The sequence below is a fragment of the Massilia sp. LC238 genome, from assembly GCF_000735635.1.
GTDB lineage: Bacteria > Pseudomonadota > Gammaproteobacteria > Burkholderiales > Burkholderiaceae_D > Telluria > Telluria varians.
On sequence record NZ_JNNN01000077.1, the window covers coordinates 33,217 to 50,145 of the forward strand.

General features: G+C 64.9%; 12 protein-coding genes. 9 read left to right on the plus strand and 3 right to left on the minus strand.

The genetic code is table 11. The annotated features are described in order from the left end of the window. Window positions 1-285: 285 nt before the first annotated feature. From FG94_RS21000 to FG94_RS21015, 4 genes are all read left to right on the plus strand, one after another. Window positions 286-2,073, plus strand: coding sequence for a type I secretion system permease/ATPase (locus FG94_RS21000; RefSeq protein ID WP_036215786.1), 1,788 nt, complete (start codon window positions 286-288; stop codon window positions 2,071-2,073). Further along, on the plus strand, window positions 2,070-3,422 hold the full coding sequence (locus FG94_RS21005; protein ID WP_036215789.1) for an HlyD family type I secretion periplasmic adaptor subunit: 1,353 nt from the start codon (window positions 2,070-2,072) through the stop codon (window positions 3,420-3,422). The genes FG94_RS21000 and FG94_RS21005 overlap by 4 nt, the downstream gene beginning before the upstream one ends. 2 nt (window positions 3,423-3,424) lie before the next feature. Then, on the plus strand, window positions 3,425-4,777 hold the full coding sequence (locus tag FG94_RS21010; protein ID WP_081926118.1) for a TolC family outer membrane protein: 1,353 nt from the start codon (window positions 3,425-3,427) through the stop codon (window positions 4,775-4,777). Between the two features lie 376 nt (window positions 4,778-5,153). Beyond that, window positions 5,154-5,729, plus strand: a complete 576-nt coding sequence (locus tag FG94_RS21015) for a DUF4214 domain-containing protein (protein ID WP_051996971.1) — start codon at window positions 5,154-5,156, stop codon at window positions 5,727-5,729. A 152-nt stretch (window positions 5,730-5,881) separates the two neighbouring features. Here FG94_RS21015 and FG94_RS21020 read toward each other — a convergent pair whose 3' ends face one another. Next, the gene (locus tag FG94_RS21020; protein ID WP_051996972.1) at window positions 5,882-6,754 is read right to left on the minus strand and encodes a sulfurtransferase; all 873 of its coding nucleotides are present in this window, start codon (window positions 6,752-6,754) and stop codon (window positions 5,882-5,884) included. A 146-nt stretch (window positions 6,755-6,900) separates the two neighbouring features. Here FG94_RS21020 and FG94_RS21025 point away from each other — a divergent pair, with 146 nt between their 5' ends. Together FG94_RS21025 and dnaE are read left to right on the plus strand one after the other, a co-directional pair. Beyond that, window positions 6,901-8,019, plus strand: coding sequence for an acyltransferase (locus FG94_RS21025; protein ID WP_036215792.1), 1,119 nt, complete (start codon window positions 6,901-6,903; stop codon window positions 8,017-8,019). Window positions 8,020-8,198: 179 nt separating this feature from the next. Continuing rightward, complete coding sequence (gene dnaE, locus FG94_RS21030; protein ID WP_036215797.1) at window positions 8,199-11,696, plus strand: DNA polymerase III subunit alpha; 3,498 nt, start codon at window positions 8,199-8,201, stop codon at window positions 11,694-11,696. Here the strand turns inward: dnaE and FG94_RS21035 are convergent. Next, the gene (locus FG94_RS21035; RefSeq protein WP_200880011.1) at window positions 11,641-12,276 is read right to left on the minus strand and encodes a hypothetical protein; all 636 of its coding nucleotides are present in this window, start codon (window positions 12,274-12,276) and stop codon (window positions 11,641-11,643) included. The genes dnaE and FG94_RS21035 overlap by 56 nt on opposite strands. Before the next feature lie 146 nt (window positions 12,277-12,422). Between FG94_RS21035 and FG94_RS21040 the strand changes: the two genes are divergently transcribed. Beyond that, the gene (locus FG94_RS21040) at window positions 12,423-12,995 is read left to right on the plus strand and encodes a hypothetical protein (RefSeq protein WP_051996981.1); all 573 of its coding nucleotides are present in this window, start codon (window positions 12,423-12,425) and stop codon (window positions 12,993-12,995) included. Between the two features lie 12 nt (window positions 12,996-13,007). On the opposite strand, the gene FG94_RS21045 is transcribed toward FG94_RS21040, so the two are convergent. Further along, window positions 13,008-13,847: a glycosyltransferase family 2 protein gene (locus FG94_RS21045; protein WP_036215799.1), complete on the minus strand. Its 840-nt coding sequence runs from the start codon at window positions 13,845-13,847 to the stop codon at window positions 13,008-13,010. A gap of 55 nt (window positions 13,848-13,902) precedes the next feature. Between FG94_RS21045 and FG94_RS21050 the strand changes: the two genes are divergently transcribed. Together FG94_RS21050 and msbA are read left to right on the plus strand one after the other, a co-directional pair. After that, window positions 13,903-15,183 (plus strand): O-antigen ligase, encoded by a 1,281-nt coding sequence (locus FG94_RS21050; RefSeq protein ID WP_036215802.1) that lies wholly within the window; start codon window positions 13,903-13,905, stop codon window positions 15,181-15,183. Then, entirely contained in the window at window positions 15,173-16,918 is a 1,746-nt protein-coding gene (gene msbA / locus FG94_RS21055) for a lipid A export permease/ATP-binding protein MsbA (RefSeq protein WP_267872343.1), read from the plus strand. Before FG94_RS21050 ends, msbA begins: the two co-directional genes overlap by 11 nt. The last annotated feature ends 11 nt before the right edge of the window (window positions 16,919-16,929 follow it).

The window sequence follows — 16,929 nt, forward strand, 5'->3', positions numbered from 1 at the left end:
GTAGACAAACGGTAACATCCGAGGAAAAGGGGACTATCTTGCAAAAAATTATATTGAGTGCACTGGGTTTCCAGGCTGATTGCTGACACAAAACCCCGCCTTCGCAAGAAGGCGGGGTTTTTCTTTACGGTATTGGCATCGACGCGCAGACACCAAAATCTTGTCTCTCTCATAACGTAAAAATGTGATGTACATCACAAAATTTCGTCTTTATCGTTCATAATATATGGCGCTTCATTTCCCGTAGGAAGTATCTCTAGTGCACTACCTTTGCACACCTCACTCATGACGAAATTCTTAGACGAAAAAACCGAAATCGGCCGCGCCCTGCTGGCATTCAAGCGCACCTTCTGGACGATCGGCGCCTTCAGCGCCATCATCAACCTGTTGATGCTGGTGCCGTCGCTGTACATGCTGCAGGTGTACGACCGGGTCCTGGCCAGCCGCAACGAGATCACGCTCCTGATGCTGACCCTCCTGATGCTGGGCGCCTACCTGTTCATGGGCGCGTTGGAAGTGATTCGCTCCTTCGTGCTGGTGCGCGTCGGCGCGCGCTTCGACATGGTGCTCAACAAGCGCATCTATACCGCGTCCTTCGAACAGAACCTCAAGCAGGCCGGCGGCAATGCGGGCCAGGCCCTGAACGACCTGACCAACCTGCGCCAGTTCCTGACCGGCAATGCGCTGTTCGCCTTCTTCGACGCGCCCTGGTTCCCGATCTACCTGATCGTCATCTTCATGTTCGATCCCTGGCTCGGCCTGTTCGCCCTGGGCGGCACGATCGTGCTGGTGGTGCTGGCCTACGTCAACGAGCGCGTGACCAAGGAGCCCCTGACGGAAGCGAACACAATGGCGATCTCGGCCAGCACGCTGGCGACCAACAACCTGCGCAATGCCGAGGTGATCGAGTCGATGGGCATGCTGCCGAACCTGATCAGCCGCTGGTTCAAGATGCACGGCAAATTCCTCAACCTGCAGGCCGACGCCAGCCAGAAGGCCGGCAGCATCGGCGCCGTGACCAAGTTCGTGCAGACCTCGCTGCAATCGCTGGTGCTCGGCCTGGGCGCCCTGCTGGTGCTGGAGCAGAAGATCACCCCGGGCATGATGATCGCCGCCTCGATCCTGGTCGGCCGTACCCTGGCCCCGGTGCAGCAGGTGATCGGGGTCTGGAAGACCTGGTCGAGCACCCGCAGCGCCTATGATCGCCTGACCAAGCTGCTCGACGCCAACCCGGCGCGTCCGGCCGGCATGGCCCTGCCGGCGCCGAAAGGCATCCTGACCCTGGAAAGCGTGACCGCCGCGCCGCCGGGCACGCGCAACCCGATCGTCAAGAACGTGTCCTTCGGCATCGTTCCGGGCGACGTGCTGGGTATCCTCGGGCCGAGCGGTTCGGGCAAGTCGACCCTGGCGCGCCTGCTGGTGGGCGTGTGGCCGGCGATGATGGGCAAGGTGCGCCTGGACGGCGCCGACATCTACAGCTGGAACAAGGCGGAGCTGGGGCCGCACCTCGGCTACCTGCCGCAGGACATCGAGCTGTTCGGCGGCACCGTCAGCGAGAACATCGCCCGCTTCGGCGAAGTGGATGCCGAAAAAGTGGTGCAGGCCGCCAAGCGCGCCGGCGTGCACGACATGATCCTGCATTTCCCGGAGGGCTATGACACCCAGCTGGGCGACGGCGGCGCCGGCCTGTCCGGCGGCCAGAAGCAGCGCATCGGCCTGGCGCGCGCCATGTACGGCGACCCCTCGCTGATCGTGCTCGACGAGCCGAACTCGAACCTCGACGATGCCGGCGAACAGGCGCTGGTGGCCGCGGTCACCGACCTGCGCCAGCGCGGCAAGACGATCATCCTGATCACCCACCGCACCAGCATCATCGGCGCCACCACCAAGCTGCTCCTGATGCGCGAGGGCGCCGTCCACATGTTCGGCCCCACCGGCCAGGTGCTGGCGGCCCTGCAGGAAGCCAATGCCAAGGCATTGCAGGCCGCACAGGCCGCAGTGGCTGCCAGGACCCAGCAGGCCGGCGCAAGCGCGCAAGACCAGGCGGCAACTATCGGAGAAGCGAAACAATGAAGTTGTTAAAGAACGAAACGACGGAAGTCATTTCCCATGACGCCACCCCGCTGGCGGTGAACACCGATGCCAAGGCCTACAGCCGGCTCGGATGGATCATCGTCCTGCTGGGCGTGGGCGGTTTCCTCCTGTGGGCGCTGCTGGCGCCGCTGGACAAGGGCGTGCCGCTGAGCGGACACGTGGCCAAGGAATCGAATCGCCAGTCGGTGCAGCACCAGAGCGGCGGCACGGTGCAGGAGATCCTGGTGCGCAATGGCGACATCGTCAAGGCCGGCCAGGTGCTGGTGCGCATGAACGCGGTCATGGCCACGGCCGGCGTCCAGAGCACCGAAAGCCAGTACCTGTCGGCGCTGGCCAGCGAAGCGCGCCTGTCGGCCGAGCGCGACGGCCTCAAGCAGATCGCTTTCCCGGCCGAGCTGGAAGCGCGCCGCAACGAGCCGCAGGTGGCGGGCTTGATCAGCCTGCAGAATGCGCTGCTGGCCTCGCGCCAGGCCTCGCTGCAGAGCGAACTGGCTGCGCTGGACGAGAACATCGCCGGCCTGAAGCTGCAGATCCAGGGCCTCGAGGAATCGCGCGAGAGCAAGAAGGAGCAGGTCAGCTTCCTGAAGGAGCAGCTGGCCGGCATGCGCGACCTGGCGAAGGAAGGCTACGTCGCCCGCAACCGCCTGCTCGAGCTGGAGCGTACCTATGCCCAGCTGGGCGGCTCGATTTCGGAAGACATCGGCAATATCGGCCGGGCGCGCCGCCAGGTGACCGAACTGACCCTGCGCAAGGCCCAGCGCCTGCAGGACTACCAGAAGGAAGTGCGCACCCAGTTGTCCGAAGTGCAGCGCGAGGCGCAGGGCCAGGGCGCGCGACTGCAGGCGCAGCGCTTCGAGCTGTCGAACGTCGAAGTCAAGGCGCCGGTCGGCGGCACCGTGGTGGGCCTGGCGGTGTTCACCAACGGCGGCGTGGTGCAGCCCGGTTTCAAGATGATGGAAATCGTGCCGACCGACGACCCGCTGGTGGTCGAGGGCCAGCTGCCGGTCAACCTGGTGGATAAGGTCCATCCGGGCCTGAAGGTCGAACTGATGTTTTCGGCGTTCAATGCCAACCGCACCCCGCACATCGAAGGCGAGGTCGAGACCGTCGCCGCCGACCGCACCGTCGACGAGCGTACCGGCATGGCCTTCTACGTGGTGCGCGTCAAGGTGTCGCCGGCGGGCGCGAAGATGGTCGCCCACCACAAGATGGACATCCGTCCCGGCATGCCGGTGGAACTGTTCGTCAAGACCGGCGAGCGCACGATGATGAACTACCTGCTCAAGCCGCTGATGGACCGTGCGCATTCGTCCCTGAGCGAGGATTGACCATGCAGACAGTGAAGAAGAACCGGCCGGGCCTGATGCTGCGTGCGAGCGTGCTCGGCGTGCTGCTGGCGGGCAGCGCCGGCGGCGCCGGCGCGGTGTCGCTGACCCAGGCCTACGAGGCGGCCATCAAGCACGACCCGGTATTCCGCATGCGCTTCTACGAGAACGAATCGGGTAAGGAAAACCGGATCATCGGCCGCTCCTTCCTGCTGCCCCAGGTCTCGGGCAGCTATTCCTACGGCAAGAACGTGGCCGACCAGGACTACCTCCAGTTCGGCATTCCGCAGCACCAGAGCCCGCGCTACACCAGCCGCTCGGGCGTGGTCCAGCTGCGCCAGCCGCTGTTCAGCATGGAAGGCATCGCGCGCTACCGCCAGGGCAAGGCCCAGTCGGCCCAGAGCGAGGAGGCCTACGAGGCCGCCATCGACGAGGTGTCGGTGCGGGTGGTGAGCGCCTACCTGGACGTGCTGTTCGCGCAGGACCAGCTGGCGCTGGCCAAGGTGCAGCGCGACGCCAGCCTGGAGCTGAAAAAGCTCAACCAGCGCCTGTTGGAAAGGGGCGAGGGCACCAAGACCGACATGCTGGAAACCCAGGCCCGCCTGGACCTGGCCGAAGCGCAGGTGATCGAAGCGCAGGACAACGTGACCGCGACCCGCAATACGCTCGAAGGCGTGATCGGCATGGATCCGGGCGAGCTGGACCGCCTGGGCGAGCAGTTCCGTCCGATCGCGCTGGAGCCGGTCGCGTTCGAAGACTGGCGCAAGCTGGCGCTGGCGCGCAACAACCAGCTGGCGGCGGCCCGCCTGGCGGTCGAAACCGCCCGCCTGGACATCGACCGTGTGCGCGCGGGACACTACCCGCGCGTGGACTTCGTGGCCACCTACAACAGGAGCGACAGCGAATCGCTGACCAACCTGAACCAGCAGCAGGTCAACCGCCAGCTCGGCGTGCAGGTGAACATTCCCCTGTACCAGGGCGGGGCGATCAGCGCCAGCACGCGCCAGGCCGCGGCAGCCTATGGCCGGGCCCAGGCCGAACTGGATGCCCGCACCAATGAAATCACGGTCGAGCTGCGCAAGGCTTACAGCCTCGTCACCAGCAGTGCGCGCAAGGTCGACGCGCTGAGCAAGGCGGTCGAGTCGGGCAAGCTCCTGATGACTGCCACCGAGCAGAGCATCAAGGGCGGTGTCCGCATCAACCTCGACCTGCTCAATGCCCAGCAACAGCTGTTCACCAGCCAGCGCGACCTGGCGCAAGCGCGCTATGCCTACCTGATCGCGCTGATGCGCTTGCGCGCAGCGGCAGGCGTCCTGCAGGCCGATTCGGTGCGCGAGATCGCAGCCCACTTCCTCTGATCTTCTGCCGACTGCAAGCGGACCGGCCCTGCCGGTCCGCTTGTCTCCCTGATACCACAAGTCCATACGACCGGCGTCGCCCCGGTTGCTGCCGCTTGCGCGTAAACCTTTCAACAGTGCATTTTTCCTGAGCCTTGCGGCTTTCCGTGCCAGCCTTGCGCCGCTGCGCCGAAAGCCGCATGGATGGCTGTTTCGAGCTCGTCAGTAGCCTTGTCCGGCAGCGCCAAGAATTGTTAAATATCGATTCGCAGAGGAAATCTATTCTTCTATGTAATTGATTTTCTTAAAGAAATTAGGTGCGCACGGATGAGTGGATTGCGCCCTTGTTCTTTTTATTACGGTATATTTTCCTCACCATTTTGATGAGGAGGCCGTGATGGCAACTGATTACATAAACGAAGTGCAGAAACTGTATGTCGCCTATTTCAGCCGCCCGGCAGACCCGGCCGGCCTGGAATTCTGGGCCAAGAACCTGGCGACCAACCCGAATGGCTACCAGGAAATTGCCCAAGCGTTCTCGACCTCGGCCGAATACCAGGCGACCTATGGCGGCATGAATAACCGTGCCGTGGTGGCGGAAGTGTACGAGAACCTGTTCGGCCGTGCGGGCGAAGCCGCCGGCATCGATTTCTGGGCGAACGCCCTGAACACGGGTGCGCTGAACATCGGCAACGTGGTGACCGGCGTCGCCGCGGGCGCCCAGGGTGACGATCGCATCGCGTTCAATGCCAAGGTGGGCGTGTCGACCCAGTTCACCAACCGGATCGATACCGATGCCGAAAAGGCCGCCTACACCGGCGCCAAGACAGCGGTCGCGGTCGACTACATCGCCCAGGTGAAGAACCTGCAGACGGGCGCCATGTATTCCGACCCGGGCCAGATCGATGCGGCCATCGCGAAGATCGTCGGTTCGCCAAGCGGTTTTGACTTCGACGGCATGGCGATGGTTTGAAATAATATTTCAAAAATAGACGTTTTTTGAAATATTATGAAGTGAAACTTGTAGGGTAGTGGAAGCGGTATGGCGCAGGTAGCGCATTACCGTGGCAGAGCATAGAGTGGGCGTAGAGTGGTCGGCCCCGCCGACCACGCGTCCATCGGGTCTTACGAAGCGGCCGGCTCCTGACCGGCCGGCGCCGCGGCGCCCTTGTCCTTGCCGGCGCAGTGCGGGCAGGACACGCCCGGCACATACTCGGGCGACAGCTGCTGGCGCGGCGTCACCACGGCGCGGCAGGCGAAGCACTGCGTGGTTTCGGTCGGCTCGAGCTTCGGGTTGAGCGCGGTGCGGTAGTCGAACACGAAGCAGTCGCCCTGGTAGTGCTCGCCGCCGACTTCCTCGAAATACTTGAGGATGCCGCCGTCGAGCTGGTAGACGCGCTCGTAGCCGATGTTCTTCATGTGGATCGCGGCCTTCTCGCAGCGGATGCCGCCGGTGCAGAAGGTTACCACCGTCTTGCCGGCCAGCTCATCCTTGTGCTGCGCGGCCACTTCGGGAAACTCCGTGAACTTGTCGATGCGGTAGTCCAGCGTGTTCTGGAAGGTGCCGACATCGACCTCGAAGGCATTGCGGGTTTCCATCATCACCACCGGCACGCCCTCGTCGTCGTGGCCCTGGTCGAGCCAGCGCTTGAGCGTCTTCGGATCGACCGACGGCGCGCGGCCGAGTTCCGGCTTGATGAGCGGCATGCGCATCGTGATGATTTCCTTCTTGATCTTCACCAGCATGCGCTTGTGCGACTGCTCAAGCGACAGGCTTTCCTTCCACTCGAGGTCAGCTAATCTAGCGTCGCTGCGGACCCAGGCGAGGTACTGGTCGATGTGCTCGCGCGTACCCGACAGGAACATGTTGATGCCTTCCGGCGTCAGCAGGACCGTGCCTTTCAGGCCGAGTTCGTTGCACAGCGCCTGGTATTGCGGGCGCAGTTCTTCGAGATTGTCGAGGGTGACGAATTTGTAGGCGGCGATATTGACGTACATGGCTGCTGACGCTGGGACTTGGTGAAGACAGCCGACTATTATAAGGCAGCCGCTGCTTGAAGCGGCAATTCCAGAGGGAATGGCTCGGGTTTTCACATTAGAATAGAAGAATTAGAACAACAAGCCGCGCGCCAGCCGGTCTCTTCATGCATTCCCTGAACATCCAGTACAACCCGCGCATCGACCAGTTGCGCTGGCTCGCCGCCACCCTGGTTTTCCTGTTCCATTTCCACCTCGAATATGCCGGCAACGGCGGCGTGCGCCTGACCGGTCCGTGGACCGCCCTGATCACGGAAGGGCACACCGGCGTTGGCCTGTTCTTCACGCTGTCGGGCTTCCTGTTCATGCAGATCGCCCTGCACCAGCACGGGGCCGGGCGCGAGATCGTCTACCGCGACTTCCTGCGCAACCGCGTGCTGCGCATCCTGCCGCTCTACCTCGTCATCTTCCTGGTCGCCACCTCGATCGGCCGCGACAAGTTCGCGCCCCAGGACCTGCTCTACCTGTTCGCCTCCAACCTCGGCCTGGCGCCGACCTCAGGCACGGTGATCACCGGCGCCGCCTGGACCATCTCGCTGGAATTCCTGTTCTACATGGTCTTCCCCTTCCTGGCGCGCTTCAGCATCGAACGCGGCGTGGCCTACCTGGGCGGCTGGCTGGTGCTGATGGCCTTCTTCAAGGTGGCGGCTTATACGGTCAACGACAACAGCACGCTGATGTATTTCAGCACCTGGGTCGGCCGCTTCGACCAATTCCTGATCGGGATGGCGGCGGCCATGCTGTATGCCCGCTGGCGTAACGCATTGCCGCGCTGGGCGCCGCTGCTGCTGGTGGCGAGCGTGGTCCTGGTGCTGTGGGATACCGCCCTGATGCACCGCGTCGCCCCCTTCGGCGCCACGCCACGCTCGGCCTTCTGGATCGTCTGGCCGACGCTGGAGAGTCTTGGCTGGGCCGCGCTGATCCTGGCCTGGGTCTCGTTCGGGCCGCGCCTGCCGGCGCCGGTCGAACGCGCGCTGAGCCAGGGCGGCAAGATCAGCTTCTCGTTCTACCTGCTGCACATGGGACTGCTGCACATCTTTGCCGCCCGCATCGGCCTGGTGGCGCCGACCGGCACTGTCTGGGTCGACGCCGCCATCATGCTGGCGGTGGCTTATGGCGCCACCTGGGCGCTGTCGACACTGAGCTACCACATCGTCGAGGAACCCTTCCTGCGCATGCGCCGCAACTATGGCGCCAGCCATCCGCAAGCTGCGCGGGTTGCGTAGGGTGGGCGGGTCTTCCCGCCCACGCGGTGATCGTTATCGGCTCCGTCATCGTGCCGGATGATCTTGCTGCAAGCTATCACCGCGTGGGCGAGGGACTCGCCCACCCTACGATGCTCGAACGCAACGACTGAACAGTCACACAACTTCAAGCGACAGCCCAGCCGGAGTAAAATGTCGGAATGACTTCCCCGACTTTCACCCACCTCCGCGTCCACTCCGAATACTCCATCGTCGACGGCCTCGTGCGCATCGACGACATCGTGGGGGCCTGCGCGAAGGACCAGCAGCCGGCGCTGGCCGTGACCGACCTGGCCAACATGTTCTGCCTGGTGCGCTTCTACAAAGCGGCGCGCGGGAAGGGGATCAAGCCGATCGTCGGCGTCGACGTCTGGATCACCAACGACGAGAACCGCGACAAGCCGTCGCGCCTCCTGATCCTGGCCAAGAACCGCACGGGCTACCTGCAGCTGTGCGACCTGCTCTCGAAGGCCTGGCTCACCAATCAATACAAGGGCCGCGCCGAGATCCGCGTCGAATGGCTGGAAGCCCTGGCCACCTCCACCTCGACGCTGGAACCGGAGGCGGACCAATCCAATGCCCTGATCGTGCTGTCGGGCGCCTGCTTCGGCGACGTCGGCCAGGCCATCGACCAGGGCGACATCGAGCGCGCCGAACGCGCGGCCCAGCGCTGGGCGCGCATGTTCCCGGGTCACTTCTACATCGAGATCCAGCGCGCCGGCCAGCCCAACCAGGAGCAGGGGGTGCGCCACTCGGTGGCCCTGGCCGGGCGCCTCGGCCTGCCGGTGGTGGCGACCCACCCGGTGCAGTTCCTGAACAAGGACGAATTCATCGCCCACGAAGCGCGCGTCTGCATCGCCGAAGGCGAGATGCTGGCCAACGCCAAGCGCGTGCGCCGCTTCAACGAAGAGATGTGCTTCAAGTCGCAGGCCGAGATGGCGGAACTGTTCGCCGACCTGCCGGGCGCGCTCGCCAACTCGGTGGAAATCGCCAAGCGCTGCAACGTCACCCTCACGCTGGGCAAACCCCAGCTGCCGGACTTCCCGACCCCGGACGGGATGAGCATCGACGACTTCCTGGTGGCGGAAACGAAGAAGGGCTTGGAAGAGCGCCTGGTGCAGCTGTATCCGAACGAGGAGCAGCGCGAAAAGGAACGCCCGCGCTACGAGGCGCGCCTCGAGTTCGAGAACCAGACCATCATCAAGATGAAGTTCCCGGGCTACTTCCTGATCGTGGCGGAGTTCATCCAGTGGGGCAAGAACAACGGCGTGCCGATCGGCCCGGGCCGCGGCTCGGGTGCGGGCTCGCTGGTCGCGTATGCGCTCAAGATCACCGACCTGGATCCGCTGAAATACAACCTGCTGTTCGAGCGCTTCCTGAACCCGGAACGCGTCTCGATGCCAGACTTCGACATCGACTTCTGCCAGGAAAAGCGCGAACTGGTGATCCAGCACGTCAAGGATTTGTACGGACGTGATGCGGTATCGCAGATCGCCACCTTCGGCACCATGGCGGCCAAGGGCGCGATCCGCGACGTCGGCCGCGTGCTCGACTTCGGCTACAACTTCTGCGACGGCATCTCCAAGCTGATCCCGTTCAAGCCGGGCAAACCGGTCTCGATCGCCGAGGCGATCGAAGAGGAACCGCTGCTCAAGGAGCGCCTCGAGAACGAGGAAGAGGTCAAGCAACTGCTCGACCTGGCCCAGCAGGTCGAAGGCATCACCCGCGGCATCGGCATGCACGCCGGCGGCGTGCTGATCGCGCCGGGTAAACTCACCGACTTCTGCCCGCTGTACACCCAGGGCGGCGACGCCGGCGTCGTCTCGCAGTACGACAAGGACGACGTGGAGGCCGTCGGCCTGGTGAAGTTCGACTTCCTGGGCCTGACCACCTTGACCATCCTGGACCGCGCGGTGAACTACATCCGCGCGCTCGACCCGCAGGACGCCGATTTCAACCTCGAGACCCTGCCCCTGACCGACCGGCCGTCCTACAAGCTGCTGTCCGAAGCGAAGACCGTCGCGATCTTCCAGCTTGAATCGCGCGGCATGCAGGGCATGCTGAAGGACGCGCGTCCCGACCGTTTCGAGGACATCATCGCGCTCGTCGCCTTGTACCGTCCGGGCCCGATGGACCTGATTCCCGACTTCTGCAAGCGCAAGCACGGCGAGAAGTTCGATTACCCGGACCCGCGCACCGAGTCGATTCTGTCCGAGACCTACGGCATCATGGTCTACCAGGAGCAGGTCATGCAGATGGCGCAGATCGTCGGCGGCTACTCGCTGGGCGGCGCGGACATGCTGCGCCGCGCGATGGGCAAGAAGAAGGCGGAAGAGATGGCCGAGCACCGCGCCATCTTCCGCGCCGGCGCCGCCAAGGACGGATTGAGCCAGGAAAAGGCCGACGAGATCTTCGACCTGATGGAGAAGTTCGCGGGCTACGGCTTCAACAAGTCGCACGCGGCCGCTTACGCGCTACTGTCCTATCACACGGCCTACCTCAAGGTGCACCACACCGCCGCGTTCATGGCAGCCAACATGTCGCTGGCGATGGAAGACACCGAGAAGATCAAGATCCTGGTCGAGGACGCGATCGACGTCTGCAAACTCACCATCCTGCCGCCGGACGTCAACGAGTCGCACTTCCGCTTCACCCCGGAAGGCCAGCCGCGTTCCGTGACCGGCAAGCAGGTCTCGAACATCCGCTACGGCCTGGGCGGCGTGAAGGGCGCGGGGCAGGGCGCGATCGAGGCGATCATCGCCGCCCGTACGGAAGGCGGCAAGTTCAAGGACCTGTTCGACTTCTGCATGCGCGTGGACCGCAAGCAGATTAACCGCCGCACCATCGAATCGCTGATCCGCGCTGGCGCGATGGATGGCTTCGGCGTCGACCGCGCAGTCCTGCTGGCTTCGGTCGGCTTCGCCATGGAAGCGGCCGGCCAGGCCGCCGCCGCCGCCAACCAGGTCAGCCTGTTCGGCGGTGACGATTCCGACCTGGTGGCGCCGCCGGAATACGTCAAGGCGACCCCGTGGACCGACCGCCAGAAGCTGGCCGAAGAGAAGATCGCGCTCGGCTACTACCTGTCGGGCCACATGTTCGATTCCTACGCGGCCGAGGTGCGGCGCTTCGCCAAGACCAAGCTGAAGGACCTGGAACCCTCGCGCGACCCGCGCATGCTATGCGGCGTGATCACCGGCGTGCGCACCCAGATGACCCAGCGCGGCAAGATCCTGATCGTGGCGCTGGACGACAAGACCGGCGTGGTCGAGGTGACCATCTACAGCGAGCTGCTGGAGCAGAACAAGAACATCTTCAAGGAAGACGAATTCCTGCTGGTGGTTGGCAAGGTGTCGGAAGACCGCTTCAATGGCGGCCTGCGCATCACCGCCGAGAAGGTCTACGACATCGCGGCGGCGCGCATCCAGTACGGCTTCAAGCTGGAGATGGACGTTCCGTGCGACCTCAATCCCGCCAAGCTGGCCGAGGTCCTGCAGCCGCACCGCATGCAGGACGGCATGCCGGTCAGCCTGCGGATCAAGCCGCAGGGCGTGGAAGCCATCCTGCAGCTCGGGGACGACTGGCGCGTGGCGCCCTCGGATACGCTCAAGCAGCAGCTGGAGCTGACGCTGGGGGCGAAGGACGTGGCGGTGGAGTACTGATCCATATTGTCTTCGTAGGGTGGGCGGCTCCACCTGACGACATGCCGGCCTCCGGCAGGCGCAGCCACTGCACCAGCGCCGAGGCGCGCTCGCCGCCCGCGAGGAACAGGGCTGCCAGGCGGCGGCGCTGGCTGCTCGAGGGGTTCGCGGGCCAGGACGCCAGCAGCTGTTCGGCCTGGGCCGTCGCTTCGGGCACGTCGAGGCCGGTCGCCAGCCGGGCCGGCGCGGGATCCCAGCAGTAGCTCGCGACCGTGTACTTGTAGCGGCCGGGATAGCGGCGCACGTGGTCGCACTGCGCCCCCGACAGCGCCTCGATGCTGATCGCATCCGGCTTCCAGGCGGCCAGCCGGTCCTCGAGGCCGCGCAGGGTGGCCGGATCGAAGCTCTTCGGAAAATAGGACAGGTGGGGCGAACCGAGCACCATCACCTCGTTCGCGGGCCCCTTGGCCGGGCCCTTCATGGTGGCGGGAGCGAAATCGGGCTGGTAAGCCTGCGCGCTGGCGACGCCGGAAAACACTGCTGCAAGGAGAAATGCATACATCGGGCGCACGTCGATTTCCTTTCTCGGGAATGGGAACATCGGACGATCATGGCATGCTGACTCGGCAAGATCAACCTATGCATGCCTCGAACATGCGGGGTGCATTAGCGGGGCATTCCTTCCACTACGGCATCGACCGTGCTACATTTTCATGTATGTACAACAATATGATGGGGACCCTGGCCATGCAGACACTGACTCAACTTCGCGCGGATTTCGACGAGCGCTCCAAGGGCGCCATGTCCTTGCCGATCGCCGGCATGCTGGTCTGGTGCGTCGTCGGCGTCCTGGGAATACTCCTGCCGCCGAAGGCCGCCATCCTGGCGCTGGTGTTCGCGACCGGTGCGATCTTTCCGCTGGCGATGGCGATTGCCAGGCTGCGTGGTGAACAGTTGCTGGAAAATGCCAATCCGCTGGCCAAGTTGATGGGCGTCTGCGTCCTGATGGTCAACCTGCTGTGGGCAGTACACATTCCTCTGCTGATGCGGGCGCCCGAGTTCGTCCCGCTCAGTCTCGGCATCGCACTCGGGCTGCACTGGATGGTCTATTCCTGGATCATCGGCCATCCACTCGGCTATCGCCATGCGATCCTGCGCTCGGCCGGCCTGGTCGCGGTCTGGTTTGCGTTTCCCGCCCACTCCGTCAGCGCATCGGCGGCGGTGGTCGTCGCGGCCTATGCGCTCACGATCGCCGAAATGCGCATGCGCCGCAGTGCGCTCGCCGTCCCGGCGGCTGCAGTAGATAGCATGGGTGCCTGACGAGGGCCGCTCTCATGCCCGGAACGCGGGCTCCCGGTGCTCGCGCAGTCCGCGCACCGCCTGGACCGTCCTGGTTGCAGCCCGCTCCAGCACCACCTTGCGGTTGCTCGATTCCTCGTCGCGCCTGGCTTCCCGGTGCCACAGGTGCAGCACCTCGGTGGCCAGGGCGCCGTCCTTGCGCAGCACGCCGGCATGGAACAGGCGCAGCACCAGGTCGGCATCCTCGTGGCCCCAGCCCACGAAACTCTCGTCGAAACCGTTGACCTTCTCCAGGTCCGCGCGCCAGACGGCCAGGTTGCAGCTCTTGATGCGGCGCCAGCTGAACCGGCGCCGTACCCGGCCGAGGTCGGGCCAGCGCAGCATCGTCTGCAGCACCTTGTTCATGTCGCCGCGCAGGCGGCAGCGCAGGCGGTCCAGCAGGGGCATGCCGGCCACGTCGATGCGTTCGCGCAGGACGCGTTCGGTCAGCGCCTGGCTCAGGAGGATGCGGCTGCCGGCGACCAGGAAGCCCGGCCGCGCCAGCTGCCGGTGGCGCCGGATGAAGTCGCGCTGCGGCACGCAGTCGCCGTCCAGGAAGATGATATAGTTGCCGGTTGCCGCCAGCGTGCCGCGGTTGCGCGCCATCGCGGCGCGGAAGCCTTGGTCCGGCTGCCACACGTGCTTGAGCGGCACGGGCGAGCGCGCTGCCAGGGCGGCGACGGTTTCCCGCGTGTTGGCAGTCGAGCCGTCATCAGCGATAATGATTTCAAAATTCTTGTCATCCTGCATGAAACAGGCCTCCACGACCGCTTCGAGTGCGTCCGGGCGGTTGTATGTGGTGATCACGACAGAGATGGTCGGGGTTTGCTGCATGGAAGTCCAATTAACACGTGCTCAAGCTTGGCAAGAGTATCCCACAAGAACATGAATGAACAATAATCAGACGAAAATCGGGGTGCCGATGCAGCGTTGGATCGGCTTCCTGGTTTTCCTGTTCCCTTTCCTTAGCCTCATCACCCCGTCCGGCATCGGCTTTTCCAGTCTCGTCTTCGTGCTTGCGCTGCTGTGCGTACCGCGCAAGGCCTGGGCTGCGATGGCGCCGCATTGGCGCGAGATCCGCTGGGTGCTGGCGGCCTTCGGCTACTATTTCCTACTGGCGCTGGCCTTCGTGCTGGCGCGTCCCGAGGCCGACTGGAGCTACCTCGACAAGCCCTCGCGCATGCTCCTGGGATTCAGCGCCCTCATGCTGGTGGTGCTGGCGCGTCCCGCGCGCGCCTGGCTGTGGTGGGGCGTGATCCTCGGCGCCCTGGGCGCGCTGCCCTTCATCGCCTGGCAACGCTTCGTGCTCGATATCTACCGCCCGGGCGGCTGGCTCAATTCGATTACCTTCGGCGACATCGCATTGTGCCTGGCGCTGGTGGCGCTGGCGGCCGCCATCGACTACCGCCACAGCACCCGCAAGGCGATCTTCCCGGCGCTCGGCGCGCTGGCGGGCCTGGGCGCGACGGTCATCAGCGGCACCCGCGGCGGCTGGATCGCGCTGGTGCTGGCGGCCATCCTGTTCCTGACCTACGCGCGCCTGCTGCAGAGCCGGCGCGTGCGCCTGCTGCTGGTCGGCAGCTTCGCGCTGTTCGCCTCGACCTTCTTCATCCCCGCCTTCGGCGTGCAGGAACGGATGGACCAGGGCATGCACGACGTCCAGGTATGGCTCGATGGCGGCAGTGCCTTCTCGAACGTCGGCATCCGCCTCGAGCTATGGAAGGGCGCCCGCTACCTGATCGCGGAAGAACCCTGGTTCGGGCGTACCCCCGAGGGCGTGCGCGCCGGGCTGCGCGAGCTGGCGCAGCAGGGCAAGGTCCAGGACGTGATCCTCGAGTTCGGCCACCACCTGCACAACGATATCCTGCAGGCGCAGGCGACCGGCGGCGTGTTCGGGCTGCTCGCGTATGCCGGCATCCTGGCCGCGCCTTTCGCCTTCTTCGCGCGCGCCATCGGAGGCGGCTCGCGCCGCGGGATGCCCCAGTTCGCCCCGGCCCTGGCGGGCATGCTGGTGGTGCTCGCTTATTTCGGCTTCGGCCTCACCGAAGTCATCTTCTGGTCCTTGAAGGGCACCATGTTCTACGTGCTCATGGTGGCTCTCCTGATGGGCTTCTGCCTGACCGCGAAAGCCGACGCGCAGGCCGGTATGGGAACACAACGTGGACAATAAATTGGAAAACAAGGTCATCATCAAACGCCTGCTGGCGGTGGTCAAGCCCTACCAGACGCGGGCCTGGCTGGCGCTGCTGTCGATGGCGCTCACCGCCGCCACCCAGCCGCTGCTCGGCAAGGCCCTGCAGCTGCTGATCGACCTCGGCTTCGAGGAGAAGGTACCGTTCAGCCTGTGGTGGATTCCCGGCGTGCTGGTGTCGATCTTTATCCTGCGCGGCATCGGCACCTTCTCGACCGCCTACCTGAACAACTGGGTCACCAGCCGCGTGCTGAACGACCTGCGCGCGATGGTCTTCGACCGCGTGCTCAGGCTGCCGGTGGCGCGCTTCCATGAAGAGTCGACCGGCAAGATCATCAATGTCGTGGTGAACGAGGTGCGCCAGGTGGTGGACATGCTGCAGTCGGTGTTCGTGGCCTGCGTGCGCGATACCCTGGTCGTGATCGGCCTGCTCGGCACGCTGCTCTACCTGAACTGGAAGCTGACCCTGGTGGCGATCATCGTGATCCCGCTGACCGCCGTGATCGTGCGCACCACCACCGGCCGCCTGCGTCGCCTGAACCGCGAGAACCTGCGCGTGACGGCCGAGCTGACCCAGGTGGTGGAAGAAGCCACGCGCGGCCACCAGGTGATCCGCGTGTTCTCGGGCGAGCGCTACGAGCGTACGCGCTTCCATGCGCGCAGCGAAGCGCTGCGCGGCTTCTCGCAGCGCATGACGGTCGCGTTTGCGGCCACCACCCCGGTGACCCAGATCGCCACCTCGATGGCGCTGTCGCTGGTGGTGGTGCTGGCGATCCAGGCCAACATGACCCAGGGCGAGTTCGTCCAGTTCGTGACCATGATGCTGATGCTGCTGACGCCCATGAAGTCGCTGGCCGAGGTCAACGGCCCGATGCAGCGCGGGATCGCGGCGGCCGAGACGGTGTTCGGCCTGATCGACTCCCCGGCCGAGCGCGATACCGGCACGCGGGAGCTGGGCCGGGCGAGAGGCCACCTGCGTTTCGAGAACGTCTCGTTCCGCTATCCGAACGCGGCCAGCCAGGCCCTGAGCGAGGTCACGCTGGACGTGCAGCCGGGCCAGACGGTGGCGCTGGTGGGCGTGTCGGGCGGCGGCAAGTCCACTTTCGTCAACCTGGTGACGCGTTTCTACGATCCGGAAAGCGGGCGCCTGCTGCTCGACGGCGTGCCTTACCCGGACGTCAAGCTGGCCAGCCTGCGCGCGCAGCTGGCGATGGTGAGCCAGAACGTGGTGCTGTTCGACGACACGCTGGCGGCCAACATCGCCTACGGCGCGGAGAAGATCGACTACGAACGCCTGGCGGCGGCGGTCAGGGCCGCGCACCTGACGGACGTGGTGGCCAAGCTGGAAGACGGCGTGGAGACGCGCATCGGCGAGAACGGCATGCGCCTGTCGGGCGGCCAGCGCCAGCGCGTGGCGATCGCGCGCGCGATCTACAAGGATGCGCCGATCCTGATCCTGGACGAAGCCACCTCGGCGCTCGACAACGAGTCCGAGCGCGCGGTGCAGGCGGCGCTGGAGACCTTGATGTCGGGACGCACCACCATCGTGATCGCGCACCGGCTCTCGACCATCGAGCGCGCCGACCGGATCGTGGTGATGGAGCACGGCCGCATCGTCGAGCAGGGCACGCATGCGGAACTGCTCGATGCGAACGGGATGTATGCGAATCTGTACCGGCTGCAGTTCGTGGCGGCGGACGAGGCGAGTTCGTAAGCTACTGGTAA

Excerpts from the sequence above, each read along its gene's own strand:
- FG94_RS21000 (WP_036215786.1), top strand. The coding sequence starts at position 286 with ATGACGAAATTCTTAGACGAAAAAACCGAAATCGGCCGCGCCCTGCTG.
- FG94_RS21005 (WP_036215789.1), top strand. The coding sequence starts at position 2,070 with ATGAAGTTGTTAAAGAACGAAACGACGGAAGTCATTTCCCATGACGCC.
- FG94_RS21010 (WP_081926118.1), top strand. The coding sequence starts at position 3,425 with ATGCAGACAGTGAAGAAGAACCGGCCGGGCCTGATGCTGCGTGCGAGC.
- FG94_RS21015 (WP_051996971.1), top strand. The coding sequence starts at position 5,154 with ATGGCAACTGATTACATAAACGAAGTGCAGAAACTGTATGTCGCCTAT.
- FG94_RS21020 (WP_051996972.1), bottom strand. The coding sequence starts at position 6,754 with ATGTACGTCAATATCGCCGCCTACAAATTCGTCACCCTCGACAATCTC.
- FG94_RS21025 (WP_036215792.1), top strand. The coding sequence starts at position 6,901 with ATGCATTCCCTGAACATCCAGTACAACCCGCGCATCGACCAGTTGCGC.
- dnaE (WP_036215797.1), top strand. The coding sequence starts at position 8,199 with ATGACTTCCCCGACTTTCACCCACCTCCGCGTCCACTCCGAATACTCC.
- FG94_RS21035 (WP_200880011.1), bottom strand. The coding sequence starts at position 12,276 with ATGTTCCCATTCCCGAGAAAGGAAATCGACGTGCGCCCGATGTATGCA.
- FG94_RS21040 (WP_051996981.1), top strand. The coding sequence starts at position 12,423 with ATGCAGACACTGACTCAACTTCGCGCGGATTTCGACGAGCGCTCCAAG.
- FG94_RS21045 (WP_036215799.1), bottom strand. The coding sequence starts at position 13,847 with ATGCAGCAAACCCCGACCATCTCTGTCGTGATCACCACATACAACCGC.
- FG94_RS21050 (WP_036215802.1), top strand. The coding sequence starts at position 13,903 with ATGAACAATAATCAGACGAAAATCGGGGTGCCGATGCAGCGTTGGATC.